Raw genomic sequence first — 25,026 nt, 5'->3', positions numbered from 1 at the left:
AAATCTGTTTTTGTTTTTTGATCTGGACTGGTTTTCTGGTACATGGACACCTCATTTCTGGCGAAAAACGCCGACGATAATAAATTAGATAATAAATCATACGAAACTTTTTATTTATAATAAATACAATTTAATCATAGCAATCAAAGAGAGAAATCTAAGAACAAAAAGAAAAGGAGACACCAGAGAACAGCGCAGTCTGCATACTGTTTTCTGATGTCCCCGTATTTGCGGTGTGCTATTTCTTTTTGTAATTTTTCTTCTTAGATTCTTTTTGTTTGCAAGGTTCTAAGTTGGTTTCTAAGTTTCTCTTTCTGCGACGGATCGATTAACAGCTTGTAAACGGTTTTAAAATCTCACCGACTTTTGCAGTGAGTTCCTCAACCGTGTGTTTACGGCTACGGCTACATGCGTGCGCCGGTTCGTCACAGATCAGACATCTGCGTGCTGGCTGACCGAGTTCCTCGCGGGAGATCTTGGTGCCGTCCACATTTAATACATCAATATCAAAAAGTCGCCCGAGGGCGTCCTGATCTTCCAAAGTAATCATCAGTTCTTTCACATATTCGGGAGAAGCGTCGACGCTGTAAAATGCCTCGTATCCGGTCTTCTCTTTTACGGTGCGGAAATTGCTGATTAAAATAAGATGCTCTTGAAGCGTCTCCTCAATTCTTCGGCATCCCTCTGCAAAAGCTTCCGGTACGCCGGGAAGAAGTTTGACAGGACCGGGAATGTTGAGTGTCAGACAGATCAAAGGTTTCCGGTACTGCTGAAGAAGCTGTTTCTGCAAAACGCTACGCATCTCTCTCGCATTGAGCATTTCTAAAAGTGCAACTGAGTTGTCGTTGTTCATCGTGAGAGGTTCCTCCATGTTCGAGAATAATTCGATTGATTTTTCATTTATTCTATAAATTATTATAAAGATATAAATTAGAGATATAAAAACGAAGAATTCCCGCTTATTGCTCCAAATCCCAATAAAACTCTGCTTACGAATGAAAAAGGTTGATTATCACGATCGGTTGGCAGTAAATCGGATTGGAAAATTCATTCGCCAGGAAAGAGAGTTTTATTGTGAATTTAGAGTACAGGTAAGTGCTTTACGAGTCTAAGTATAGTAGAAAATCACGAAAAAAGCAAATACTTAATCTGTTATGAACCCTATAAAGGTTTTCCTATTCATGAGAAAATTTTCTTCTATGATTCGCCTGCTCTTTTTCTTAATTCTTATTTTTTGATTCTTTTTTGCTCCATGTTTGCTTCTTTTTTTGCGGTTTTCACTTTATTACTTTAAAATCACATAAATTTAAAGTAATAAAATTGACGCTGTGAAAAAAGTGTAGTATGATGAAAAAAGTTCATGAGGGACGAGGCAGAGAATTGAGGCATCCATGAAACTTTCTGAGAGAAAAGAGAGGGAGAGAATTATGAAAAAAACAATGAGAATCTTATCTGCGACAATGGCAGGAATCATGGCACTTTCCATGACCGCATGTGGTGGAAGCGGAGCATCTGCGACGACGGCAGAGACGGCAAAAGCGGACAGCAGTGTGGCAGACTCCTCAGCGACCGAGGGAGAGAAGAGTGCGGACGGACAGACGTATCTTGTGGGAATCTGTCAGCTCGTTCAGCACAATGCTCTGGATGCGGCAACTCAGGGATTCAAGGATGCACTGACCGAGGAGCTCGGTGACGCCGTAAAATTTGATGAGCAGAATGCGCAGGGAGACTCCAATACCTGTTCCACGATCATCAACAGCTTCGTCTCCGAGAATGTAGATCTGATCCTTGCGAATGCGACGGCAGCTCTTCAGGCGGCTCAGGCAGGAACGAAGGATATCCCGATTCTCGGCACTTCTGTAACAGAGTACGGAGTGGCACTCGGAATCGATGATTTCAATGGAACGGTTGGCGGAAATATTTCCGGAACCGCAGACTTGGCACCGCTTAATGAGCAGGCAGGAATGATTAAGGAACTCTTCCCGGACAAGAAGACGGTTGGTCTTCTCTACTGTTCCGCAGAGCCGAACTCCCAGTATCAGGTGGATACGGTGAAGGAAGAGCTTGAAAAACTCGGTTACACCTGTGAGTACTATGCATTCTCCGATTCCAACGATATTTCCACGATCACGACAAAGGCAGTTTCTGAGAGCGATGTAATCTATGTTCCGACGGATAACACCGCAGCAGCAAACACGGAGATCATCAACAACATCTGCCAGCCGGCAGGCGTTCCGGTTGTCGCAGGTGAGGAGGGCATCTGCAAGGGCTGTGGCGTTGCAACCCTGTCAATCAGCTACTATGACCTCGGTGTTGCCACCGGAAAGATGGCAGTAAAGGTTCTGACTGGTGAGTCTGACATCTCCGAGATGCCGATCGAGTATGCACCGCAGTTCACAAAGAAGTACAATAAGACGATCTGCGATCAGCTCGGCATTGAAGTTCCGGATGATTACGTTGCAATTGAGGAATAAGATCGAGAGAAATCGAGAAAAGATGGAACAGAGGTTCATTCCGGTGACAGAAATGGAACGGAATGAGAAAAAAGCAAAATAGCATAAAAAATCTGACAGAAAAGAAAATTATGCAAAAAATGATCGAATTTGTTCTAAAATTTGATTGAAGGTTCTGTGAAAATATTGTAGAATAGAGAAGAGCAGAAAGACTGTCATCGGCAGTCTTTCTGTGTCTGAGCGGTTACGCTGGAGGAAAAATATGATAAGTTTGATCAATGCTCTGCCTGGAGCAGTAGCACAGGGACTTATCTGGGGAATCATGGCGATCGGTGTGTATCTCACGTTTCGGATTCTGGATATTGCGGATCTGACGGTCGATGGCTCTCTGGGAACGGGCGGTGCAGTCTGCATCATGATGATGCTGACGGGACACAATGTCTGGGTATCGATGGCATGTGCATTTCTGGCCGGAATGATGGCTGGATTGGTGACAGGAATTTTTAATACATTTATGGGAATCCCGGCGATCCTTGCAGGAATTCTGACACAGCTTGGTCTGTATTCGATCAACTTAAAAGTGATGGGAAAAGCGAATCAGGCGATCAATGTTGACAAGTATCAGCTTCTCGTCTCCCTGCGTTTTATCCGCGGGGTCGCACTTTATCGCAACACGATTCTGATTGTGGCTGTGGCGATTCTTCTTCTTGTTGTGCTGTTGTACTGGTTCTTCGGAACGGAGCTTGGATGCTCTCTGCGCGCAACCGGATGCAATGAGAAGATGGCGCGGGCACAGGGAATCAACACCGATTTTGCTAGAGTCCTCGGTCTGATGCTCTCGAATGGTCTCGTCGCTCTTTCCGGCTCTCTGCTCTCCCAGTATCAGGGATTTGCCGATATCAATATGGGACGAGGCGCGATTGTCATCGGTCTTGCAGCTGTCATCATCGGTGAGGCTGTCTTTGGACGGGTCTTTCACAATTTTGGATTCCGCCTTGTGGGCGTGGCACTCGGATCGATCATCTATTATCTGGTGCTTCAGCTCGTAATCTGGATGGGTATTGACACGGATCTTCTGAAATTGCTCTCTGCGGTAGTCGTTGCCGTATTCCTTGCAATTCCGACATGGAAGAGCCGTTATTTTTCCAATTTTAGTAAAGGGGGAAGATAAGGCATGCTGGAGATCAGAGAGATTTCAAAGACATTTAACCGCGGGACGGTGAATGAGAAAAAGGCACTTCGGGGCTTGAGTCTGACGCTCAAGGACGGGGACTTTGTGACGGTGATCGGAGGAAACGGAGCTGGAAAATCAACACTCTTGAATGCAATCGCAGGCGTTTGGCCGATCGATTCCGGAAAGATTCTGATTGACGAGAAGGATGTCACGAAACTTCCGGAGTACAAGAGAGCGAAGTTTTTGGGACGCGTATTTCAGGATCCGATGAATGGAACCGCAGGAACGATGGGAATCGAGGAAAATCTTGCCCTGGCGCTTCGCAGGGGCGGGAGACGGACACTCAAGCCCGGGATCAAGAACAGCGAGAGAAAACTTTATCAGGACCTTCTCAAGCGCTTGGGACTTGGACTTGAAGATCGCATGACCTCGAAGGTTGGACTGCTCTCAGGCGGTCAGAGACAGGCATTGACACTTTTGATGGCGACGCTTCAGCGCCCGAAACTTCTGCTTCTCGATGAACATACCGCAGCGCTCGACCCGAAAACGGCGAAGAAGGTGCTCGATCTGACTGCAGAGATCGTCGCAGAGCAGAATCTTACGACGCTGATGATCACGCACAATATGAGAGATGCGATTCAGCTCGGCAATCGTCTGATCATGATGCATGAGGGAAATGTCATCTATGATGTTGAGGGCGAAGAAAAGAAAAAATTGACTGTCGATGACCTGCTTCACAAGTTTGAGGAAGCGAGCGGAGAGCAGTTTGCAAATGACCGCATGATGCTTGCAAAATAAAAATTAAATTTCTGGAGTGCAGGGATCGGAAAAATGAGAAACAGAAGATTCCGTGGTGCTTTGGATTGGAGGAGGCGTTTTTATGGATAAGAACAAACTGGTGATCACAATTGAACGTCAGTACGGAAGTGGAGGTCGCATTGTCGGCAAACGTCTTGCAGAGGAACTTGGGGTTTCCTACTACGACGATGAGATTTTGAGTATGACGGCGGAGAAGAGTGCTGTCGGCGAACAGTATTTCCGTCTGGCAGATGAGAAAGCGGGCAACAATGTGCTCCGCAAGATTGTCGGTGGAATGGGAAGAAAGCTGGCTCTTGGTCATCCGAAGATTGATGGAGATGTGACTTCGCCGGAGAATCTTTTCCGATTCCAGTCTGAAGTTATCCGTGAGCTTGCCGATCACGAGTCGTGCGTGATCATCGGACGGTGTGCAGACTATATTCTCGAGAGTGCGGGCAAGGAAGATCTCGTAAAGATCTTTGTGTATGCAGACACGCCGACCTGTGTGCGCCGGACGATGGAGGTCGATGGAATTCTTGACACGAAGGAAGCACTCGACAAGCTGAACCGGATCACGAAACAGCGCCGGGAATATCACCGCTACTTCACTGGAAGAGAGTGGGAAGATATGACAAACTATGATCTGCCGATCAATGCGAGCAAGCTTGACCTTGACCAGATTGTGGATTTGATTAAGACATATTTGAGAATGATCGGATATGAGGTCTAAGAGGTCTAAGCGATAAAAGAATCCCCTGCCAGTTTATGCTGGCGGGGGATTCTTGTTATGTTCAGGGAAAGACAATCTTTATTCAAGTTTATTCAAGAAAAGATAATTCTTTTTTGAATTATTTCTCGATCTCGAGAGCCGGGATCTCCTTTGCTCCGATCGAACCCTGGTAAGTAACCTTTACGGTATCGCCATCCTTGTAATCGTCAAAGCTTAAGCTGTCAGAAACGAAGGTGAAGAAGTCACCGCCGTCTGCCTCGAGAACGATGCTCTTTCCATCCTCGCCGACCTGAGCAACTTTTCCGGTGAAGACATTCAGCTCTGCCTCCGGGGTATCGTAGGAATCTTCCATGACAATCTTGACTGCCATCGGCTCGTCATCGAGGTCGCCAAGGTAGGTAACCTTTGCATTCTTGTCAACAGTGATGCCGTTCTTTGCAACAACGTAGGCGTTTGCCTTGTTCATGTTGTACTGCTCGCCGTCAACCTCAAGTGTCAGGGTTGCGTTAGCTGCATCGACAACCTTACCCTCTACGGTCGGATCGGAATCGGTGTCAGCCTCAGTTGCGGACTCGGTAACAGTAACAGCGAGTGCCGGAACCGGATCTTCCTCAGAACCCTCCGGGAATACAACCTCTACCTGATCGCCAACTGCGAACGGGAAATCTTTAGTAATCTCAGCCTTGGAAGTGTCGTAATTCTTCTCTGTGTCATCATCAATGTTCTTGACGGTCAGAATGTCGCCATCGATCTTGGTGATCTCACCGTTGATGGAATCCTCATCGATGTCCTCGGTCTCAGCTTCTGTGGTCTCAGCCTCAGTGGTGGTCTCTACGGCAGTTGTCGTCTCCGGGGTATCCTGCTTCTTGGAGCATGCGGTCATACCGATCGCCATAACAGCAACAGCTACAAATAATAATTTTTTCTTCATAACAATTCTCCTCTTTTTCAACTTTTTTCGGTTTTTCAGTTTCTCAGTTCTTGAAAAGCTTCTTTGAAAAGTTTTTTTGAAAAATTTCCTTTCGGATGCTTCTGAGTTTACTACATTGGACGCGAAAATGCTATTGATTTTTTATTAAATTTTATTAGGAAGTATGAAAGTTTTCCTAAATTTTCAGAGAATGTAGGAAAAAAAGGGGGATAGATATCCATTCTGAGTTATATCTGACATTGATAATGGGTATTTGACGGACAGAAAAAAACATATTATGATAAAAATAGGTAAATTTTTGTCATTCTCTGGATGCTATGTAAAAAAAGATTATGACAAGGGATTGAAGCGATCAAACCGCCGGAGCAGAGAAAAATGGCGGAAACCGCGAAAAAGACGAAGATGGGAGATTGCGGAAAAAGAACGTGAAAAGGAAAGCAGAAAGAGAAGGGTAAGAAGAAAAAGGTAGAAGGAGAAAGGTAAAAAGAGGAGGAAAGAGAAACATGGATCTTGATTTTTCGGGACTGTTTGCGATGCAGGGAATGCTGTTTTTGATTATGATTCTTGGTCTGATCTTAAAGAAAAGGGGGATGATTAAGAACGGAGGAAAGGAACTTCTGACGGATTTAGTCATCAATGTGACGCTTCCGGCATCGATTCTCAAGTCGTTTCAGATGGAGTTTAACCACCAGATTCTGATCAGCTGTATGGTGATTACAGTGGTGGCGGTTTTGATTCAGGTGGGAAGCTATTTTCTTGGAATGGTGCTGTATCCGGGATTTTCAGATGACCGCAAGAAGGTTCTCCAGTATGCGACAATCTGCTCGAATGCGGGAATTCTCGGCAATCCGATTGCGGAGGGAATCTTTGGGGGACTGGGACTCTTGTACGCTTCGATCTATGTGATCCCGCAACGAGTTTTCATGTGGTCGGTCGGACTGACTTATTTTACAGAGGCACCGGACAAGAAGACCCTCGTGAAGAAAGTGGCGACACACCCGTGCATCGTTACGGTTGTGATCGGCTTTATCATAATGATTACACAGATCCAGCTTCCATTGTTTCTGACACAGACGATCAAGAGCGTCGCCGGTGCGAATACGTTTCTTGCGATGATGCTTGTCGGAACGATCCTTGCCGATGTTCCGCTTAAAACTCTTCTGGAGAAGGCGACGCTGTACTACTGTTTTGTGCGCCTGATCTTTATTCCGTTTCTCGTCTTTGCGGGATGCAGACTGGGAGGTGTCGATGCCCTCGTGACGGGAGTCTCTGTGACTCTGTCCGGAATGCCCGCTGCAAGCGTAACCGCAGTTATGGCATCAAAATACGGAAAAGATGAAGTTTTTGCGACAAAGTGTGTCGTGCTCTCCACGATTCTCTCGATGATCACGGTTCCGATCTGGTGTGTTTTCCTGAACTAATTAGCTGCAAGATCTGCAAGAATGGATAAAAGATAACAAAAAGTGAACGAATTTTGGGACAGGAGATAGGGGCTAGATGGACAAACTAAAGAAGATAGGGATCATTATGATCACGATGTTTAAGATTGGTGCCTTCACATTTGGAGGTGGATGGAGCATCATTGCACAGATGCAGAATGAGTTTGTGGACCGGAGAGGTTGGATGAGCGAGGAGCAGATCGTCGATTACATGTCCCTTGCAAAATCGTTCCCGGGAATCATGATCATCAATATGTCGGTGTTCTGTGGATATGCGATGGCTGGAACGCTGGGGGCGATTTCGGCGGCAGTTGCGCTCTCGGCTCCGGCATTGATTGCAATTGCAGTTGTGACGTATTTTTATGCGTCTTTGAGAGACAATTATTATGTGGCAAAAATTTTAAACGGAGTTCGCAGTGTGGTAGTGCCGATCATCATCAGTGCCTCCCTGCGCTTAAAAGATACGGCAATGAAGGGAAAATCTGCGCTTGTGATTCTTCTAATCTCTTTTTTGATCTGTGTGTTCACGGATTTCAACAAGGCGCTGATTGTCGCAGTCGCTCTGGCAGTTGGACTTTTTATTTGGAGAGGAGAGGTGAACGATGATTTATCTTAGACTGTTTCTCTCTTTCATGAAGATTGGATTTTGTAGTTTTGGCGGAATGACGATGATTCCGGTTATCAACGATGAGGTTCTGCGCTATGGATGGATGACACCGTCAGAGGTCATGGATATCGTCGCAGTCGCGGAGATGACGCCGGGATCGCTCGGAATCAACTGTGCGACCTTTGTCGGATTGCGAACCGCAGGGCTTCTTGGCTCGATGGTGGCAAGTCTTGGTGTGATGATGCCGTCGCTGACTCTGTCTTTGCTTGCGGCGCAGTTCATTTTCCGGTTAAAGGGGAACCCGTGGCTGGAGAGTGCAATGCGGGGCGTGCGTCCGGCGAGCCTTGGGATGTTGGTGGCAGCGGGAGTGACACTTGCGATCTCGACGTTTTTGCCGGAGACGGGACTTACGAGAAACTTTTCGATCTCCTGGAATCTCGTGCTGATTGCTGTGATCGCAGGATATTTCCTGATGAAACGAAAGTGGTCGATCCCGAAAACGATTCTGCTCGCGGCGATTCTCGGACTTTTGATTGGGTAGGTTTTTAGACGTTTGCTTGATGAAATAATGCTTAATTGACTAGATTCCTGATTGTTTGAAGGTTTAATCGGTCTGGAAGAGAGGCTACTGTAATATTCCGTAACAAAAAATTCACATTTTTTTAAAATCTTCAACTCGTAAAGAGAGACGGATTATGCTATAATGGGCGTGTTTGAATCTGAGTTAGTTTTATTTGGATTAAATTTGGAAGATTTCAAAGAAGAGAGATTTCTTAAAGAAAAAACATTTGGAGAAACATTTAGAGACGTAAGAAAATCTGGAGATATCTGAACATAGAGGAAATCCCAAAAAGCAAAATCATGGTAAGAAAAACCAATCCAGTTGAGGAGAAAAGGAATGGCAGAAGAGAATCAGTTTGACGGTGGCAGTAATCGCGACGAAAACAGCGACTACGACAATCTCAATCATAACAATTACGATTATAACAACAATCATGACGAGGACAGTCGTGATCATGTGAGCAATGAGAATGATGACATTTCTGAGAAGAAGAACGGAAATGACGATTACGGAGACGCGAATCACGGAAATGCGAGCGATCAGAGCAACATCGGCAAAAACGAGAGTGATCAAGGCGAGATCGACAGAGGCGCAGACAACAGAACCAGAACCGTAGATAACGAAACCGAAAATAACGGAAACGAAGAGAATAGAAACGAAGAGGATCGTGCCCGTGAGGAGGAGCACGATACGGGAAGACACACCCAGATTTTAGAGCGGGTGCGCGAAGAAAAGCGCAGAAGACAGGAACGCCAGAAATGGAGAAAACTTGCTTTGACTGCGGGAGCAGTGATTGTTCTTGTCGGAGGAGTGGCAACGGCTTCGTATCTGTCCTCAGATAAGTCCGAGCAGACTGCTCAGACGGGAAGAATGGCGCAGGCAGATTCGGCAGACGAGAAGGCGCGCGCCGAGGAGGAATCCCGCAAGGCAGAGGAAGAGGCAAAGGCGAGAGAGGAAGAGCAGAAGGCGAAGCAGGAGGTTGTGGATTCTTACACGAATCTCGGTCTTGTGCAGGTCTCCGGCTATTTGAATGTGCGGAGAAATCCGGGGCAGGATGCAGACATTATCGGAAAACTTCAGGAGAACAGTGCGTGTGAGATCGTTGGCACGGAGGGCGAGTGGTATCACATCACGTCCGGTGAGGTTGAGGGATATGTGCACAGCCAGTATATTCTGACCGGTGAGGAGGCAAAGCAGAAGGCGGTTGAGTATGTGACGAAGATGGCGATCATCAACACCGAGGAGGACAGCTTGAACATTCGCTCGACTCCGGACTCCTCGAGCTATGAAAATGTGGTCGGACAGGCACTTAAGGATGAGCGATATCCGGTGATCGATGAGATTGACGGTTGGGTGCAGATCAAGGAGGGCTATATTTCCGCAGACTATGTGGTCGTGAAGTATGCACTCAATGAGGCGCGAAAGATGGATATGAGGGAGATGGTGCTCAATCAGTACGACAACATCGTGATCTCAAAGGTAGATAACTACTTGAATATCCGCTCAGAGCCGACGACAGACCCGGGAAATGGAAATGTGATCGGAAAGATGACGAGCCGGGCAGCGGGAGAGATTCTTGAGACACTTGACGGCTGGTACAAGATTAAGTCCGGTCAGATTACGGGATACATCTCGGCTGATCCGCAGTATGTCGCAGTCGGTCAGGAGGCAAAAGACCTTGCACTTGAGTCGGCGTCACTGATGGCGATTGTCAACACCGATAAACTCAATGTCCGCTCAGAGCCGTCGACCGAGTCTAAGATCTGGACACAGATCTCAAAGGAGGAGAGATACAACGTCATCTCCCAGCTTGACGGTTGGGTGCAGATCGAGCTTGATGGCGGAGACAGCGAGGAGGGCGGATCGGACGACCGCGCTTACATCTCGACGCGCGACAACAACGTCGATGTGCGCTATGCGCTCTCCGAGGCAATCAAGTTCTCCCCGCTTGAGGAGAAATCGAACGAGCAGGCATCCCTGCGGACGCAGACCGTCAACTATGCGCTGAAGTTTGTGGGTGGACGATATGTGTGGGGAGGAACGAACCCGAACACGGGAGCGGATTGCTCTGGATTTGTACAATATGTGATGAGAAATGTGGCAGGAGTCAGCCTCCCGCGTACTTCAAGAGAGCAGGCAAAGACAGGTACATCGATCAAGTCGAGCGAGATGAGACCGGGAGATCTGATCTTTTATGCCAATAAGAGCGGAACCGTAAACCATGTCGCCATGTACATTGGAAACGGTCAGATTGTTCATGCGGCAAGCCGTAGAAGCGGAATCAAGATTTCCACGTGGAATTACCGGACACCGAAGACGATTCGTCGTGTCCTTCCGTAAAAAAGTTTTAAAAAATTTTGTGTTGCGGTCGCTTATGGTCAGAAAAATTGGTCAAAGTGATTGGTTCACAAACTGACCGTTTAAGAGGTTAGCGGTTTATAAGAGTTCAGCAGTTTGATAGATAAAAAATGGAGTCTCCGTCAGGGAAGACTCCTTTTTTTGTTTGATAATCCATTTAATTTTTCAGCAGTTTTTCCTGGGAGCGGGTAAACGTCTGCTCTGCTTCTGTCAGCATCGTGATGAAATCGCGCATGTATTTTGTGAGGTAGCGGTCTTTCCGATGACAGATATAGAAGTTGCGGTTATTTTCAATTCCCTTGATCGGGTAGGTGACACAGTTTGGAAGAAGTTCCGGTGACATGTCGATGTAGTTCTCCGGACAGATCATCACGGCGTCACAGGCAATCGCAGTGCGCTTGGCGACCTCGATGCTGATCGTCTCAAACAGGATTTTTGGCTGAATGTCTTTCTGGACAAAGAGGCGGTCCTGGGTGTTGCGGACGCTGTGTCCGGTTTTGATATTGATAAAAGTCTCATCCTTTGCTTCTGAAATATCGATTGGAGTCCCCGCGGGGATTCGCTTTGCAATCGAAGAATTCTTGCTGGTCAGAAGGACCAGCTCTTCCGGTTCTACAAAAATATATTCCAGTTCCTCATGTTTCGGATACGTATTCAGACAGGCAAGGTCGATGCTTCCCTCAAGGACGAGAGACTCCGTGGTGGCAGATCCGTGTTCCTGAATATCAAGGTCAACAAACGGATATTTCTGCTTAAATGGCGGAACAATCAGCGGGAGCACCTGCATCGCACGCTGAACCGGGATGCCAAGACGGATTGTGCCGTGATCCTCGTGGTTGATCTCATCGATCTCTTTCTGGAGGTTGTTGTTGATTGTGAGGATCTGTTTTGCCGCTTCGATGTACTTCTGTCCGGCGTAAGTCAGGGTGATCGGGTCTGTGCTTCGGTTGAAAATCGGTGTTCCGAGATTCGTCTCCACGAGCTTGATCATCTGGCTCAGAGACGGCTGAGAAATATAAAGTTTCTTGGCCGCTGCGGTGATGCTTCCTTCCTGCAGAACGGTCAGCATATAATGTGCATGTTTAATATTCATAAAACCCTCCTGTCTGTTTTGGTGCAGTATGCAGTCGAATTCTCTTCTCTGTTTTCTCTTTCTGTTTTGGGACTGCAAAAACAAAAATCTCCTCCCCCTAAGATACCACATTGTCAAAAAAATTTCAATCAAAAGCAATAGCTGACTACCTATATACTTTAGAGGGAAATATAGGAAACATCTTATAATTATTATAAGAATATATGTATTTGAACAAATGTATGGAAAGTGATACACTGATTTTAGTGAATTTGACGGGGCGATCGAAAATGAGAATTTGGCGACAAGAACCGAAAAACGAAGCTCACGTCATTTCGTAAGCAATACACCAACACAGCAGTATGAAGGAGGAAAACATGGAAGTTAAGAAAGCAGCAGTAGCTGGTACTCTTGAGTCCAGCGATGCCCAGGTAACCGTAGAGCCGGGCAATGGAAGCATTGAACTTTCCATCGAGAGCAGTGTAATTCACCAGTTTGGCAAGCAGATCCGCAAGACCGTTTTAGAGACCTTAGATCGTCTGGATGTTAAGGACGCAAAGGTAAACGTAGTGGACAAGGGAGCTTTGGACTGCACCTTAAAGGCACGCGTGGAGTGCGCTGTGTATCGTTCCAATGATATTACCGAGAATCTTCCGTGGGGAGGTGTAATCAAATGATTCATCCGAATAAAAAAAGACTGAGACGTTCCATGATGTTCTTAAACTGCCAGAAGCCGGGTCTGATCAAAGATCCTTACATCTATAAGCCGGATTCCATCATGCTGGATCTGGAGGATGCTGTTGCAGAGAACCAGAAAGATGCTGCAAGATACTCCCTGTATCATGCACTTCAGGAGATTGATTACCGCGGAGTTGAGCGTGTTGTTCGTATCAACGGACTGGACACCCCGCACTGGAAAGAAGATATCCGTGTCTGCGTAGCAGGCGGAGCTGATACGATCCGTATCGCAAAGACTGAGACTGCTCAGGATGTACATACCGTTGAGGAGCATGTACTGGCAGCAGAGCGTGAGTTTGGTCGTCCGGAGGGTTCCACCCTGCTGATGGCAGCACTTGAGTCCTGTAAGGGCGTTTTAAACGCACTTGAGGTATGTAAGTCTTCCGAGCGTCTGATCGGTATCGCACTGTCCGGCGGAGATTACACCAAGGATCTTCAGACTGTAATCACCGGAACTGGTGTAGAGCTTCAGGGCGCAAGACAGCAGATGATCATCGCAGCACGTGCAGCTGGTGTACAGTGCTGGGATACCGTATTCACAAACCTGGATGCGATGGATGTATTTGAGAAAGAGTGTGAGATGATCAAGATGATGGGCTTTGACGGAAAGTCTCTTGTCAACCCGCGTCAGATCGCAGTGGTACATAAGGTATTTACCCCGACTCAGAAAGAGATCATCTTTGCAGAGAAGGTTGTCAAGGAGATTGATGACAAGAAAGCAAAGGGTATCGGCGTATTTACCGTAGACGGCAAGATGATCGATATCGCCTTCTACGATGGAGCAAAGAGAACAATCGCATTAGCGAAAGCATCAGGCGTATATGAGGGGGATCTGTAAGATGATTAATGCAGTAGGTAGAGAAATCCCGGAAGAGATTCTGAAGAAAACAGGCAAAGAGCCGTTCAAGGGCGCTTATGCATATGATAACTATGAGTACACCAAGGCAGCTCCGAAGGCAAGAACCATGATGGACCCGAAGAGAAGCAAGCTGGTTGAGAACATCCATGACGCTCTTGTAAAGTGCGGAATCAAGGATGGCATGACCATTTCCTTCCACCATCACTTCCGTGAGGGAGATTATGTCGTAAACATGGTAATGGAAGAGATTCACAACATGGGAATCAAGGGCATCACCATCTGCGCAAGCTCTCTTGGTAAGGCAAACGATCCGATCGTTCCGTACATCGAGGATGGCACCATCGTTGGCATCCAGTCTTCCGGTGTTCGTGGTAAGATCGGTGAGGCAATTTCCACTGGTAAGTTACAGGATTTAGCAATCATGCGTTCTCACGGTGGTCGTGTTCGTGCGATCGAGTCCGGCGAGGTTCGCATCGATATCGCTTTCATCGGTGCTCCGACCTGTGATGAGTACGGTAACATGCGTGCAAACGGCGGAAAGAGCGACTGTGGCGTCCTGTCCTACGCAATGGTAGACGCACAGTACGCAGACAAGGTTGTCGCAATTACTGACTGCCTCGTTCCGTTCCCGAACATCCCGGCAAGCATCTCCATGATCAACGTCGACTATGTATGTGTAGTAGATGAGATCGGTAACCCGGCAAAGATCGCAACCGGCGCTGCAAAGCCAACCACCGATGTTCGTAAGATCATGATGGCTGATTACTGCACCCAGTTCGTAATCAATACTCCGTACTTCAAGAACGGATTCTCCTATCAGACTGGTGTCGGCGGAGCATCCATCGCATCCACGATCTCTCTTGGAAAGATCATGGAAGAGCGCGGAATCAAGATGGGACTTGGTCTTGGCGGTATCACCACCCCGATGTGTGATTTGCTTGCAAAGGGCCTGATCGACAAGATCGTTGATACCCAGGACTTTGATATGGGCGCAATCGAGTCCATCAAGAGCAACCCGAACCACATCGAGATCTCTGCTTCTGAGTACGCTGATCCGTTCAACAAGGGTGCATATGTAAACAAGCTGGATTTCGTTATCCTGGCTTCCCTTGAGGTCGATGTAAACTTCAACTGTAACGTAGTTGTTGGTTCTGACGGTATGATCACCGGAGCACAGGGCGGACATCCAGATACGGCTGCCGGCGCAAAGTGCACCATCGTAATCGCACCGCTTCTTCAGGGTAGAATCCCGGCAATCTGCACCAACGTTACAACTGTAACCACCCCGGGTGAGACCGTTGACGTTGTCATCACCGATTACGGTATCGCAATCAACCCGAGACGTCAGGATCTGATCGAGTGCATGAAGGGCGTAAACCTTCCGTTCTGCACGATTGAGGAACTGCGTGATAAGGCATATGCGATCGTAGGAGAGCCGGACCCGGTACAGTTTGGCGATCGTGTAGTCGGCATCATCGAGGGTCGTGATGGTACGATCATGGATGTTGTACATGAGATCAAGCAGTACGAATTCAAAGACTGATAAATAAATGCCAGATTGCTTATGTTCAAAATTACGAACATAGGCAATTTGGGAATCCGGAGGCTTTACGGTCTCCGGATTTTTTTTTATAATAGTCAGTAGAAAAAACGTAATTGCATCCATTATAAAATATATGGGATGACAAAAAGGAGGAGAGTGATTCGTATGGGGGAAAAGAAGAGACCGCGACTCGTGACATTTGGAATGCCGTGGTGGCTGGCTGGTGGGCTGGCGCTCGTGGTGATTGTGTCAGCTTGGACGGGAGCATTGACGACGGATATGACGGGGTGTCTGGCGCTGATGCTTGCGATCGGATTTCTTTGCAATGAGGTCGGAGAGAGGATTCCGATTTGGAACAGCTATGTGGGTGGCGGTCTGGTACTCGCATTTCTTGTATCTGCAATTTTGTTTACGTACAAGATTATTCCGCAGGAGTACGCAGAGAACATGCAGTTTCTTGTGCTCGATGTCAATTTCCTGTCGTTTTTCATCATTTTTCTGGTGACAGGTTCGATTCTGTCGCTTGATCGGAGACTGCTTTTGCGCTCGTTTGCACGGTACCTGCCGACGATTTTTGGGGGAATTGTCGGAGCATCTCTGCTTGGAATTTCCGCGGGACTGCTTTACGGGGTGACACCGATGGATGCGATGGTGCGCTATGTGCTTCCGATTATGGGAGGCGGAAATGGAGCGGGAGCCGTGCCATTAAGCCAGATCTACAAGAGTGCGACCGGGGAATCTGCATCCGGATATTATTCGTTTGCACTCACGATCTTGACGATTGCGAATGTCTTTGCGATCTTTATGGGAGCACTCTTAAATCATCTCGGCAGACATCTTCCGGAGTGGACGGGGGATGGAAAGACGCTTCTGCGCAGTGGAAATGGATATGTGAAGGAAGAGAAAAAGTCCGGCGTGTCGGCGCGAGATCTCGGCGGAGCATTCTTTTTGACGCTGGGATTTTGTGCGCTCGGAAGACTTTTTGCGAATGTCATTGTGCCGAAGATTTTTGGGGTTGCGATTCATCCGCTCGCCTATATGGTGGTGTTCGTCGTGCTTGCGGCAGCACTTGGCATTGTGCCGGAAAATATCTGTGTCGCAATGAAACGTCTCCAGGCATTCTTCGGAGGAAATCTGGTTCTCGTGATTATGGTTGGAATCGGAAGTGATACGAATTTTCTGGAAATGCTGGAATTTTTGACGGTGAGAAATGTGGTGATTGCGATTGCGATTGTGCTCGGAGCGACGATTGGATCGGCGATTGTGGGACAGATTGTCGGATTCTTTCCGATCGATGCGGCGATCACGGCAGGACTTTGCATGGCAAACCGCGGAGGCGCAGGGGATCTTGCGGTACTTGGCGCGTCAAAGAGGATGGGATTGATGGCGTATGCACAGTTCTCCTCGAGATTTGGAGGCGCGGTTGTGCTGATTATTGGAAGTGTGCTGTTTGGAAAGTGGTTGGGGTGAGGACTATAATATCGATTTAAGCTGTCGAAGGGGTAGAAATTGTATATCCGGTATCTGTCTGATATTTGATGTACATTAGGTTAAGTTTATATGTAGGATCAAGTTGTTTATTTAGTGCTCCTCCGGCGAGTAAAGTCAGGCAAACTCGTTCTCACTCCGGGTTCGACGTAGCGGTGCATAAGGCTGTAAAATACACAGCCTAAGCACCGACGTCTCACACGGGTTTGCCTGCACTTTCTCGCACTCCGTCGCTTTAGGCTAACAGGTATTCGAGTCAATGCTTGCAGGAAATTAACACGTGAGTTCTGTTGGTTCTACTGAAATTAATATAACCTATTCGTATCGCACTTGGATCGGTATCTTCAGGTGCGATATTTTTTCTCATTTTGTCATTCCACTTCGTACTCGACCTGAACATAGGCGGTAATGCTTACTTGACCAGGCATTACACTTAGATCTTCTACGGAAGCGGAAGATTTCATGGAAGAACCGGCAGCTGCGGACTCATAAACCGAATAACGGGTTGACGGGTTATAACCATTTTCTTCTGCATGAATGATACCGACAACCGATTTGTCATCAGCTTCAGCGATCGCGTCAGCTTTAGCTCTTGCATTTGCCATTGCACCCTTCAGAGCTTCCTGATAGCTGGCATCGTAATTGCTTGCAGAATAGCTGACGGAATCAATATCATTAATTCCAGCAGAGACAGACTGAGAGATAATTGTACCAGCCTGGTCAATTGGAATATCTGAGACAGTCAATGTGGTTGTCATCTCGTACCCAACGATATCTCCGTTGGAAGACTCCCAGTCACGGATAGGATTCAAACCATAGGCAGAGGTTTGGATGGAATTCTCATTGATGCCAAGTCCTTTTAACACCTCAAGGGTGGAGTTGACATCAGTGGTATTCTTTTGTTGACATTCAGACGGAGTCTCAGCTCTTGTATATACAGAATAACGAATCTCAGCGATGTCCGGAGTGACTTTCACTTCCTCTTGACCGGAGACAGAAATACTGTTGCGTTCACTGGCGATATTTTCTACTTTTACCGTGTCTGGAAGTTGTACAGTGGAGCTACAACCACTGAGAATGAGTGTGGATGCCGTTGCTACGGCGATGAGATAACGTTTCATAAAATCCCTCCCTGAAATATAAAATTCGTTAAGATGCGCGAATAAAACATTCAATAAAAACTATTATTGGATAATATGCAATAATTTTCCTAAGTTCATTATAACAAACAATTGATTTGAGAGTATTTCTTTTTTCTTACCGGATCGCTACTTTTTTCTTGCATTTTTTGAAAGAAGAAGGTATAGTAAACATATCAAGAAAAGTGATGTTAAGACAGCCTTTATAGCAATCTATTTTTATTTCTTATATGTTCTTTTTTATCTAATTACTTAATCATTTATAGTTTCTTATTACTTATTAGCACTCTTATTTATTTCATATTTTTAAATCTCAATAACTTTTTACTGTTTTATCTAAACTTCAAGATCGTAAATCTGAAGAGTCATTTTATTGTTCCTAGAAATATTGTTTCAATATGAAAAGTAGTATATCGGATTGAAATGGGCATGTTTGGATTAGTTTTACCTTTTTTATAAATGAGGATTTGTAGAATATTTATTAAAAAAGAGACAAAGAGGTATTCATTTATATTGAAGAAGGGCGACGGAGGGCGAGAAAGTGCAGGCAAACCCGTGTGAGACGTCGGTGTTTAGGTCGCGTATTTTGCGACCTTATGCACCGCTACGTCGAACCCGGAGTGAGAACGAGTTTGCCTGACTTTACTCGCCGAAGGAGCTCCCATATCATACCTATTTTCTTGCCCCTTTCATCTAACCCTTTTTAATTAGATGATAAAGCAAATTATGAGGAAGATAGTGTAGAAGAATCAAAATAAAATTCTGAGAGACTGGAATATTGGAACATTAAAATATCGAAATTTCAACACGAAAGGAGTCGAATCCCTATGTTTAAACGCGCATTTAGTGCAGGTCTACTCGGTGTGAATGGTTGTGTGATTCAGGTGGAAGCGGATGTGAGCGATGGTTTACCCGGATTCCATATGGTAGGATTTCTTGCTTCTGAAGTAAAAGAGGCAGAACAGCGAGTTCGCACGGCAATAAAGAATTCCGGTTTTACACTTCCACCGAAAAAAGTGACAATCAATCTCTCGCCAGCCAATCTACGAAAAGAGGGAACGGGATATGATTTCGCAATAGCGATCGCGGTGCTTTCTGCTCATGGAATTATAAAAAATGAAATCTTAGAATCATCAGGTTTTCTTGGAGAGCTCGGACTTGATGGTTCTCTCAAACCTGTCCGTGGAGTTCTCTCAATGGTGCTTGCGATGGGAAAGGCCGGAATAAGGCGCTGTTTTCTGCCGGAAGAGAATGTACAGGAAGGACTTGCCGGTGAGGTGATGGAAATTGTTAAAGTCCAGACACTTGCGGAGCTTGTGAGTCTTATCCGCGATCCAGATTCTATTGTGTATGAGAAAGCAGATAAGAATACATCCCAGTCCCCCATTTCCTACTCCGTAGATTTTTCGGAGGTAAATGGACAACTCTTGATGCGACGTGCGACCGAGGTGGCAGTTGCCGGTCGCCACAATCTGCTCTACATCGGACCACCGGGAAGTGGAAAGAGCATGATGGCATCGAGAATCCCGACAATCATGCCAAAACTTTCGCGAGAGGAACAGATGGAGATTTCACAGATTTACAGCATCTGCGGTCTTTTGCCTCCGGGACAGGCATTGATGGGACTTCGCCCGTTTCGTGCCCCGCATCACACGATCACAGCCCAGGCATTGACAGGAGGTGGAAGTCGTCCAAGACCCGGAGAGATCTCTCTTGCATCCCGCGGAGTGTTATTTCTCGATGAGCTTCCGGAGTTTCAGCGTCAGACGCTTGAGATCCTGCGCCAGCCTCTTGAGGAGCATCGAGTAACCGTTGCAAGAGTTCATGGGAGTTTTGAGTTCCCGGCGCACTTTATGCTTGTTTCAGCGATGAATCCATGTCCATGTGGCTATTATCCTGATCGCAAACGGTGCAGGTGTTCAAAAATGCAGGTCAGACGCTATGCAAATCGGATTTCCAGACCACTTTTAGATCGAATTGATATCTGCGTTGAGGCTTCGCCGGTTGCGTTCGAGGAGATCCGGACGAAACAGAAAAATGAGTCATCTGAGACAATCCGAAAACGGGTTGAGATGGCGCGCAGAATCCAGAAAGAGAGGTTTGCCGGGAGTGGAATCTATTTTAACAGTGAGATGGGAGGCAGACAGATCGAGAGATTTTGTGAACTTGGAGCGACGGAAGAACAATTTTTGGAAAAGATTTACAAGAGATTGTCTTTAAGTGCGAGAGGCTGTCATAAAATTTTGAAGGTGGCAAGGACGATAGCAGATCTTGAACAGTCAGAGCGGATTTTGCAAAGCCATCTTGCAGAAGCGGTGAGTTACCGGGAGATTGAGGAAATTTACTGGGGAGGGCAGAGAGAACAAGAGGAACCTACAAACCGGAGTTTTTCCAGACAAGAGTACAAGAGCCATTTTAACATAAAAAATAGGTCTTGAATTTGACTAAACAGAAGAAGCAGGATCAGAAAAAAGATACAAACTAATAAAAGATACAAATATACAAGAAAAAGATAACGGAAAACGGAGAAGGAAAATAAGCTATGGGAAAAGAACGCGAGAAAGAGAATAATGAAAAAGAGAAAAATGAAGTAGAGAAAAAGAAAACCGAAGTAGAGAAAAACAGAGAAGAGAAAAACAGAAATCAGGAGCGGGAAGTTCTCTACTGGCTGAGCAAACTGGTGATTTTGGGAGCGGTGTCGATCCGGAAGATTTTTGAGCATTTTGGAAGTCTGGGCGTGTTTTACGAGATATTGTTTGAGAAACGTTTTAGCTCTGCGTGCATAAGCGGGATCGGTGCTAATAATATAGAAGAAAAAAGTACAGTTGAAGCATTTTTGGAAAAAGAATGTCCGTTTCTCTCAAAACGTCAGCAGATGGCAATCCTTTCTCACCGCGCAAACTACGAGACCTGCAAAGCAGAATTTGAGCAACTTTCTGAGCGCGGAATGCGCTTTGTAATTTGGTGTGATGAGGAATATCCAGAGAAACTTCGGGAAATCTATGACTATCCGATGGGCTTGTTTGTGAGAGGAAAATTGCCGAATTCAAGACAGCCGGTGGTTGCGGTTGTCGGAGCGCGAGGATGTTCGGAATACGGGGAACAGCTTGCCGAGCGTTTTTCGATGACACTTGCCGAGAATGGAGTCCAGATTGTCAGTGGACTCGCTTCCGGGATTGATGGGGCATCGCATCGCGGAGCTTTGCGGGCGGGAAAGCCGACCTTTGGAGTTCTCGGCTGTGGGGTAAATATCTGTTACCCGTCAGAGAATTTTCGGATCTATGAGGAGATGGGACGCACAGGAGGGATTCTCTCGGAGTTTGGCCCCGACACTCCGCCGAAGGCGATGAATTTTCCGATGAGAAACCGGATTATCAGCGGGATGGCGGATGCGATTGTCGTCGTGGAGGCGCGCGCAAAGAGTGGATCTTTGATCACAGCCGATCTTGGAATGGAGCAGGGAAGGGAGATTTTTGCACTTCCGGGGAGGGTCACAGATCATCTGAGCGAGGGGTGCAACCACCTGATTCAGCAGGGTGCACATTTAGCGACTTCGCCGGAAGATGTGCTGGAATTTCTCGGAGTAAAGTACCGAAAAAAGTTAATAATCCATGAAAAAAATGTAAATGGTCTTGCAAAGAAAGAAAAATTGGTGTATAGTTGCCTAGATTTCAAACCGAAACATCTGGATCAGATTGTGGCACAGACCGGTCTTGGCATCAGCGATTGTATGGGGATTTTGCTGGAACTGGAACTGGGCGGATATGTGTTTCGATCTGCAAATCATTATTATGGAAAAAAGTCTGATATGTGGGAGAACGGATAGGAACTATGGCAAACAGTTTGGTTATCGTAGAGTCGCCTGCAAAGGTAAAAACAATCAAAAAATTTTTAGGTTCAAATTATGTGGTGGATGCTTCAAACGGACATGTGCGGGATCTGCCAAAGAGTACACTCGGCATCGATGTGGAGCATGACTATGAGCCGAAGTACATCACGATTCGAGGAAAGGGAGATATTCTGGCGAAACTGCGCAAGGAAGTCAAGAAGGCAGATAAAATCTATCTGGCAACCGACCCGGACCGTGAGGGAGAGGCAATCTCCTGGCATCTGACGAAGGCCCTCAAGCTGGATGAGGCAAAAGACAAGAAAGTATATCGAATCAGTTTCAATGAGATCACGAAGAATGCAGTCAAGACATCCTTAAAGAATCCTCGTGCGATTGATATGGGACTTGTGGACGCCCAGCAGACGAGAAGAATTCTTGACCGTATGGTGGGATACACGATCAGCCCTCTGCTCTGGGCGAAGGTAAAGCGCGGACTGAGTGCAGGACGCGTGCAGTCAGTCGCACTTCGCATGATCTGCGATCGCGAGGATGAGATCTCGGCATTTATTCCGGAGGAGTACTGGAATCTCGAGGCGAAACTTCAGCAGAGCGGAAGCAAGAAGATCATGACAGCGAAGTTCCACGGAACGAAGCAGGAGAAGCTCGCAATCCACAGCAGGGAAGAGGCAGAGCGGATCGTGGCAGATCTTCAGGGAAAGAGCTTTGTGGTGGAAGACATTCGAAAGGGTGAGCGCACGAAGAAACCGCCGATCCCGTTTACAACGAGTACGCTTCAGCAGGAGGCCTCCAAGGTGCTCAACTTCTCGACACAGAAGACGATGCGTTTGGCACAGCAACTCTACGAGGGCGTGGATGTGCAGGGGCGCGGAACGATCGGTCTGATCACCTACCTGCGTACCGATTCCACGCGTATCGCGGATGAGGCAGATGCGATGGCACGCGAGTATATCAACAGCAACTACGGCGAGAAATATGTGCTCCAGAATGAGCAGGCGCGCAAGTCGAGTGCGAAGATTCAGGATGCGCACGAGGCGATCCGTCCGACGGATATCACGCTGACTCCGGCGATGGCAAAGGAATCTCTCTCGAGAGATCAGTTCCGTCTCTATCAGCTGATCTGGAGACGATTTACCGCAAGCCGTATGCAGCCGGCGATTTATGAGACGACTTCGGTGAAGATCGGAGCGGGGGATTATCTGTTTACGATGTCCGCTTCCCGTCTCTCCTTTGATGGATTTATGACGGTCTATGTGCAGGAGGATGACACCGAGGCATCGAATACGCTGTCCGGAAAGCTCGAGAAGGGCGATGAGCTTACACTCTCTGCGCTTGAACCGAGTCAGCATTTCACCCAGCCACCGGCACACTACACCGAGGCTTCTCTCGTAAAAGCGATGGAGGAGCAGGGAATCGGTCGCCCGAGTACCTACGCACCGACGATCACAACGATTCTCGCACGCCGTTACGTCACAAAGGAGAACAAGAATCTCTATGTGACTGAGCTTGGTGAGGCGGTAAACGGAATCATGAAGAAGTGTTTCCCGAGCATTGTGGATCTTCAGTTCACGGCAAACATGGAGCTTCTGCTTGATAAGGTTGCAGACAACACCGTAAAGTGGAAGACGATTGTGGAAAACTTCTACCCGGATCTCGATGAGGCAGTCAAGACAGCGGAGAAGACGCTTGAGTCGGTCAAGATTGCGGATGAGGTGACGGATGTGATCTGTGACGTCTGCGGACGCAACATGGTCATCAAGTATGGTCCTCATGGCAAGTTCCTCGCCTGCCCGGGCTTTCCGGATTGCCGGAACACGAAGCCGTATCTCGAGAAGATCGGTGTCAAGTGCCCGAAGTGTGGCGGAGAGGTCGTGGTCAAGAAGACGAAGAAGGGCCGTCGCTACTATGGATGTGAGAACAATCCGGAGTGCGATTTCATGTCCTGGCAGAAGCCGTCCGACAAGAAATGTCCGGAATGTGGAAGCTATATGGTAGAAAAGGGAAATTACCTTCTCTGTTCCAATGAGCAGTGCGGATATCGCATGACAGTCGAGAAGAAAACTGCGGAAGAGACGCATGAAGAAAAATAAATTTTGAGACGATCAGCCACCCTGCGAGAAGAATCGGATTGCGATTTTAGAAAGAATTGCGAAGATTCAGCGGGGTGGTTGTTTTTGTGCGTTTTTTCAAAGTGTACAAAGAACGATTACGAGGAACTATTATAAAAAATAAGTAAATTAGAAAAATAGTGAAAAAATTTCAAAAAACTCTTGTTATTATTTGTGTATCGTGCTAAGATTTAATCAGCAAATCGGTATCGTGGCAGAAATACAGATAATTGAGGAGGTTTTTTGAAATGAGCGTACAGCTTCTGGATAAAACTAGAAAAATCAACAAGTTATTGCATAATAACAACTCACACAAAGTCGTATTCAACGACATCTGCAAAGTACTCAGCGAGATTTTGTCATCCAATATTCTGGTAATCAGCCGGAAGGGAAAGGTGCTCGGAGTTGGTCTCTGCCCGGGCGTCGATGAGATTGAGGAGCTGATTGAGGATCAGGTAGGCGGTTTCGTAGACCGTATGCTGAATGAGCGTCTGCTCAGCATCCTGTCCACAAAGGAGAATGTAAACCTCGCAACCCTTGGTTTTGCAGAGGAGAATGTCAAGAAGTATCAGGCGATCATCACCCCGATTGACATTGCAGGAGAGCGTCTTGGAACCCTGTTTATCTACAAGTGTGACGAGCAGTATGACATCGATGACATCATTCTGAGTGAGTACGGCACAACCGTGGTTGGTCTGGAGATGATGCGTTCGGTCAATGAGGAGAATGCAGAGGAGACCAGAAAGATTCAGATTGTGAAGTCTGCGATCAGCACCCTGTCGTTCTCAGAGCTTGAGGCAATCACCCACATCTTTGAGGAGCTTGATGGAAATGAGGGCATTCTTGTCGCAAGTAAGATTGCAGACCGTGTCGGCATCACCCGTTCCGTGATCGTCAATGCACTTCGCAAGTTCGAGAGTGCAGGCGTTATCGAGTCCCGTTCCTCCGGTATGAAGGGAACGTATATCAAGGTTCTGAACGATGTCGTCTTTGATGAGCTGAAGAATATCAAGGTTGCAAAGAACTAAAGAAATAATAAAGAAATTTTATTTATAAAAGAACAGGAACCGCCTCCCGAAAGTGAGATCCAAAATCAAACTTTCGAGGGGCGGTCTTTTTTGTATGATAGGAAATTGCGTCCTATCACATTTTTTCACTTTATGGGAAAGGATATCCGATA

20 protein-coding genes are annotated in these 25,026 nt (G+C 46.8%); 16 read left to right on the top strand and 4 right to left on the bottom strand.

The features are described 5' to 3' along the window. Positions 1 to 328 precede the first annotated feature (328 nt). Complete coding sequence (gene citX, locus ACR0QT_RS03345; protein WP_432629482.1) at positions 329 to 853, bottom strand: citrate lyase holo-[acyl-carrier protein] synthase; 525 nt, start codon at positions 851 to 853, stop codon at positions 329 to 331. Positions 854 to 1,427: 574 nt separating this feature from the next. Between citX and ACR0QT_RS03340 the strand changes: the two genes are divergently transcribed. The 4 genes from ACR0QT_RS03340 to ACR0QT_RS03325 all read left to right on the top strand — a co-directional run bounded on the left by ACR0QT_RS03340 (position 1,428) and on the right by ACR0QT_RS03325 (position 5,155). Further along, a complete protein-coding gene (locus ACR0QT_RS03340) occupies positions 1,428 to 2,474 on the top strand; it encodes an ABC transporter substrate-binding protein (protein ID WP_432629481.1) in 1,047 nt (348 codons plus the stop codon). Between the two features lie 241 nt (positions 2,475 to 2,715). Continuing rightward, a complete protein-coding gene (locus ACR0QT_RS03335) occupies positions 2,716 to 3,624 on the top strand; it encodes an ABC transporter permease (protein ID WP_432629480.1) in 909 nt (302 codons plus the stop codon). A 3-nt stretch (positions 3,625 to 3,627) separates the two neighbouring features. Continuing rightward, positions 3,628 to 4,425: an ABC transporter ATP-binding protein gene (locus ACR0QT_RS03330; protein WP_432629479.1), complete on the top strand. Its 798-nt coding sequence runs from the start codon at positions 3,628 to 3,630 to the stop codon at positions 4,423 to 4,425. 82 nt (positions 4,426 to 4,507) lie between these two features. Then, on the top strand, positions 4,508 to 5,155 hold the full coding sequence (locus ACR0QT_RS03325) for an AAA family ATPase (protein WP_432629478.1): 648 nt from the start codon (positions 4,508 to 4,510) through the stop codon (positions 5,153 to 5,155). Between the two features lie 118 nt (positions 5,156 to 5,273). Here the strand turns inward: ACR0QT_RS03325 and ACR0QT_RS03320 are convergent, their stop codons facing one another. After that, positions 5,274 to 6,086, bottom strand: coding sequence for a hypothetical protein (locus ACR0QT_RS03320; RefSeq protein WP_432629477.1), 813 nt, complete (start codon positions 6,084 to 6,086; stop codon positions 5,274 to 5,276). A 503-nt stretch (positions 6,087 to 6,589) separates the two neighbouring features. Between ACR0QT_RS03320 and ACR0QT_RS03315 the strand changes: the two genes are divergently transcribed. The 4 genes from ACR0QT_RS03315 (at position 6,590) to ACR0QT_RS03300 (ending at position 11,034) form a co-directional block, all read left to right on the top strand. After that, positions 6,590 to 7,507 (top strand): AEC family transporter, encoded by a 918-nt coding sequence (locus tag ACR0QT_RS03315; RefSeq protein ID WP_432629476.1) that lies wholly within the window; start codon positions 6,590 to 6,592, stop codon positions 7,505 to 7,507. Between the two features lie 76 nt (positions 7,508 to 7,583). Next, positions 7,584 to 8,141: a chromate transporter gene (locus ACR0QT_RS03310; protein WP_432629475.1), complete on the top strand. Its 558-nt coding sequence runs from the start codon at positions 7,584 to 7,586 to the stop codon at positions 8,139 to 8,141. Beyond that, positions 8,128 to 8,673 (top strand): chromate transporter, encoded by a 546-nt coding sequence (locus ACR0QT_RS03305; protein ID WP_432629474.1) that lies wholly within the window; start codon positions 8,128 to 8,130, stop codon positions 8,671 to 8,673. Before ACR0QT_RS03310 ends, ACR0QT_RS03305 begins: the two co-directional genes overlap by 14 nt. A 357-nt stretch (positions 8,674 to 9,030) precedes the next feature. Further along, positions 9,031 to 11,034 (top strand): SH3 domain-containing protein, encoded by a 2,004-nt coding sequence (locus tag ACR0QT_RS03300; RefSeq protein WP_432629473.1) that lies wholly within the window; start codon positions 9,031 to 9,033, stop codon positions 11,032 to 11,034. A gap of 175 nt (positions 11,035 to 11,209) precedes the next feature. Here ACR0QT_RS03300 and ACR0QT_RS03295 read toward each other — a convergent pair whose 3' ends face one another. Beyond that, the gene (locus ACR0QT_RS03295; protein ID WP_432629472.1) at positions 11,210 to 12,145 is read right to left on the bottom strand and encodes a LysR family transcriptional regulator; all 936 of its coding nucleotides are present in this window, start codon (positions 12,143 to 12,145) and stop codon (positions 11,210 to 11,212) included. A 356-nt stretch (positions 12,146 to 12,501) separates the two neighbouring features. Here ACR0QT_RS03295 and citD point away from each other — a divergent pair, with 356 nt between their 5' ends. From citD to ACR0QT_RS03275, 4 genes are all read left to right on the top strand, one after another. Then, positions 12,502 to 12,801, top strand: a complete 300-nt coding sequence (citD, locus tag ACR0QT_RS03290; RefSeq protein ID WP_177977127.1) for a citrate lyase acyl carrier protein — start codon at positions 12,502 to 12,504, stop codon at positions 12,799 to 12,801. Beyond that, positions 12,798 to 13,700, top strand: a complete 903-nt coding sequence (locus ACR0QT_RS03285) for an aldolase/citrate lyase family protein (RefSeq protein WP_177977126.1) — start codon at positions 12,798 to 12,800, stop codon at positions 13,698 to 13,700. The genes citD and ACR0QT_RS03285 overlap by 4 nt, the downstream gene beginning before the upstream one ends. A gap of 1 nt (position 13,701) precedes the next feature. After that, on the top strand, positions 13,702 to 15,264 hold the full coding sequence (citF, locus tag ACR0QT_RS03280) for a citrate lyase subunit alpha (protein ID WP_432629471.1): 1,563 nt from the start codon (positions 13,702 to 13,704) through the stop codon (positions 15,262 to 15,264). A gap of 165 nt (positions 15,265 to 15,429) precedes the next feature. Next, the gene (locus ACR0QT_RS03275; protein ID WP_432629470.1) at positions 15,430 to 16,734 is read left to right on the top strand and encodes a 2-hydroxycarboxylate transporter family protein; all 1,305 of its coding nucleotides are present in this window, start codon (positions 15,430 to 15,432) and stop codon (positions 16,732 to 16,734) included. 389 nt (positions 16,735 to 17,123) lie between these two features. Here the strand turns inward: ACR0QT_RS03275 and ACR0QT_RS03270 are convergent, their stop codons facing one another. Then, positions 17,124 to 17,873: an SIMPL domain-containing protein gene (locus tag ACR0QT_RS03270; protein ID WP_432629469.1), complete on the bottom strand. Its 750-nt coding sequence runs from the start codon at positions 17,871 to 17,873 to the stop codon at positions 17,124 to 17,126. 845 nt (positions 17,874 to 18,718) lie between these two features. On the opposite strand from ACR0QT_RS03270, the gene ACR0QT_RS03265 reads away from it, so the two are divergent. The 4 genes from ACR0QT_RS03265 (at position 18,719) to codY (ending at position 24,874) form a co-directional block, all read left to right on the top strand. After that, a complete protein-coding gene (locus tag ACR0QT_RS03265) occupies positions 18,719 to 20,329 on the top strand; it encodes a YifB family Mg chelatase-like AAA ATPase (protein ID WP_432629468.1) in 1,611 nt (536 codons plus the stop codon). 104 nt (positions 20,330 to 20,433) lie between these two features. Then, on the top strand, positions 20,434 to 21,717 hold the full coding sequence (dprA, locus tag ACR0QT_RS03260; protein ID WP_432629467.1) for a DNA-processing protein DprA: 1,284 nt from the start codon (positions 20,434 to 20,436) through the stop codon (positions 21,715 to 21,717). Between the two features lie 5 nt (positions 21,718 to 21,722). Next, positions 21,723 to 23,828 (top strand): type I DNA topoisomerase, encoded by a 2,106-nt coding sequence (gene topA / locus ACR0QT_RS03255; RefSeq protein ID WP_432629466.1) that lies wholly within the window; start codon positions 21,723 to 21,725, stop codon positions 23,826 to 23,828. 266 nt (positions 23,829 to 24,094) lie between these two features. Beyond that, positions 24,095 to 24,874, top strand: coding sequence for a GTP-sensing pleiotropic transcriptional regulator CodY (codY, locus tag ACR0QT_RS03250; RefSeq protein ID WP_177977946.1), 780 nt, complete (start codon positions 24,095 to 24,097; stop codon positions 24,872 to 24,874). Positions 24,875 to 25,026: the final 152 nt, after the last annotated feature.

It is taken from the genome of Brotaphodocola sp. (assembly GCF_050873365.1).
Lineage (GTDB): Bacteria > Bacillota > Clostridia > Lachnospirales > Lachnospiraceae > Brotaphodocola.
Note: the sequence above shows the minus strand (reverse complement) of the source record. Positions and strands in the feature narration are given on the sequence as shown.

Bases quoted from the DNA above. Each gene is read 5' to 3' on its own strand.
- ACR0QT_RS03330 (WP_432629479.1), top strand. From the start codon at position 3,628: ATGCTGGAGATCAGAGAGATTTCAAAGACATTTAACCGCGGGACGGTG.
- ACR0QT_RS03275 (WP_432629470.1), top strand. From the start codon at position 15,430: ATGGGGGAAAAGAAGAGACCGCGACTCGTGACATTTGGAATGCCGTGG.
- ACR0QT_RS03270 (WP_432629469.1), bottom strand. From the start codon at position 17,873: ATGAAACGTTATCTCATCGCCGTAGCAACGGCATCCACACTCATTCTC.
- ACR0QT_RS03305 (WP_432629474.1), top strand. From the start codon at position 8,128: ATGATTTATCTTAGACTGTTTCTCTCTTTCATGAAGATTGGATTTTGT.
- ACR0QT_RS03295 (WP_432629472.1), bottom strand. From the start codon at position 12,145: ATGAATATTAAACATGCACATTATATGCTGACCGTTCTGCAGGAAGGA.
- ACR0QT_RS03300 (WP_432629473.1), top strand. From the start codon at position 9,031: ATGGCAGAAGAGAATCAGTTTGACGGTGGCAGTAATCGCGACGAAAAC.
- topA (WP_432629466.1), top strand. From the start codon at position 21,723: ATGGCAAACAGTTTGGTTATCGTAGAGTCGCCTGCAAAGGTAAAAACA.
- ACR0QT_RS03335 (WP_432629480.1), top strand. From the start codon at position 2,716: ATGATAAGTTTGATCAATGCTCTGCCTGGAGCAGTAGCACAGGGACTT.
- ACR0QT_RS03340 (WP_432629481.1), top strand. From the start codon at position 1,428: ATGAAAAAAACAATGAGAATCTTATCTGCGACAATGGCAGGAATCATG.
- ACR0QT_RS03315 (WP_432629476.1), top strand. From the start codon at position 6,590: ATGGATCTTGATTTTTCGGGACTGTTTGCGATGCAGGGAATGCTGTTT.
- ACR0QT_RS03325 (WP_432629478.1), top strand. From the start codon at position 4,508: ATGGATAAGAACAAACTGGTGATCACAATTGAACGTCAGTACGGAAGT.
- citF (WP_432629471.1), top strand. From the start codon at position 13,702: ATGATTAATGCAGTAGGTAGAGAAATCCCGGAAGAGATTCTGAAGAAA.
- ACR0QT_RS03310 (WP_432629475.1), top strand. From the start codon at position 7,584: ATGGACAAACTAAAGAAGATAGGGATCATTATGATCACGATGTTTAAG.
- ACR0QT_RS03265 (WP_432629468.1), top strand. From the start codon at position 18,719: ATGTTTAAACGCGCATTTAGTGCAGGTCTACTCGGTGTGAATGGTTGT.
- dprA (WP_432629467.1), top strand. From the start codon at position 20,434: ATGGGAAAAGAACGCGAGAAAGAGAATAATGAAAAAGAGAAAAATGAA.
- codY (WP_177977946.1), top strand. From the start codon at position 24,095: ATGAGCGTACAGCTTCTGGATAAAACTAGAAAAATCAACAAGTTATTG.
- ACR0QT_RS03285 (WP_177977126.1), top strand. From the start codon at position 12,798: ATGATTCATCCGAATAAAAAAAGACTGAGACGTTCCATGATGTTCTTA.
- citX (WP_432629482.1), bottom strand. From the start codon at position 853: ATGAACAACGACAACTCAGTTGCACTTTTAGAAATGCTCAATGCGAGA.
- citD (WP_177977127.1), top strand. From the start codon at position 12,502: ATGGAAGTTAAGAAAGCAGCAGTAGCTGGTACTCTTGAGTCCAGCGAT.
- ACR0QT_RS03320 (WP_432629477.1), bottom strand. From the start codon at position 6,086: ATGAAGAAAAAATTATTATTTGTAGCTGTTGCTGTTATGGCGATCGGT.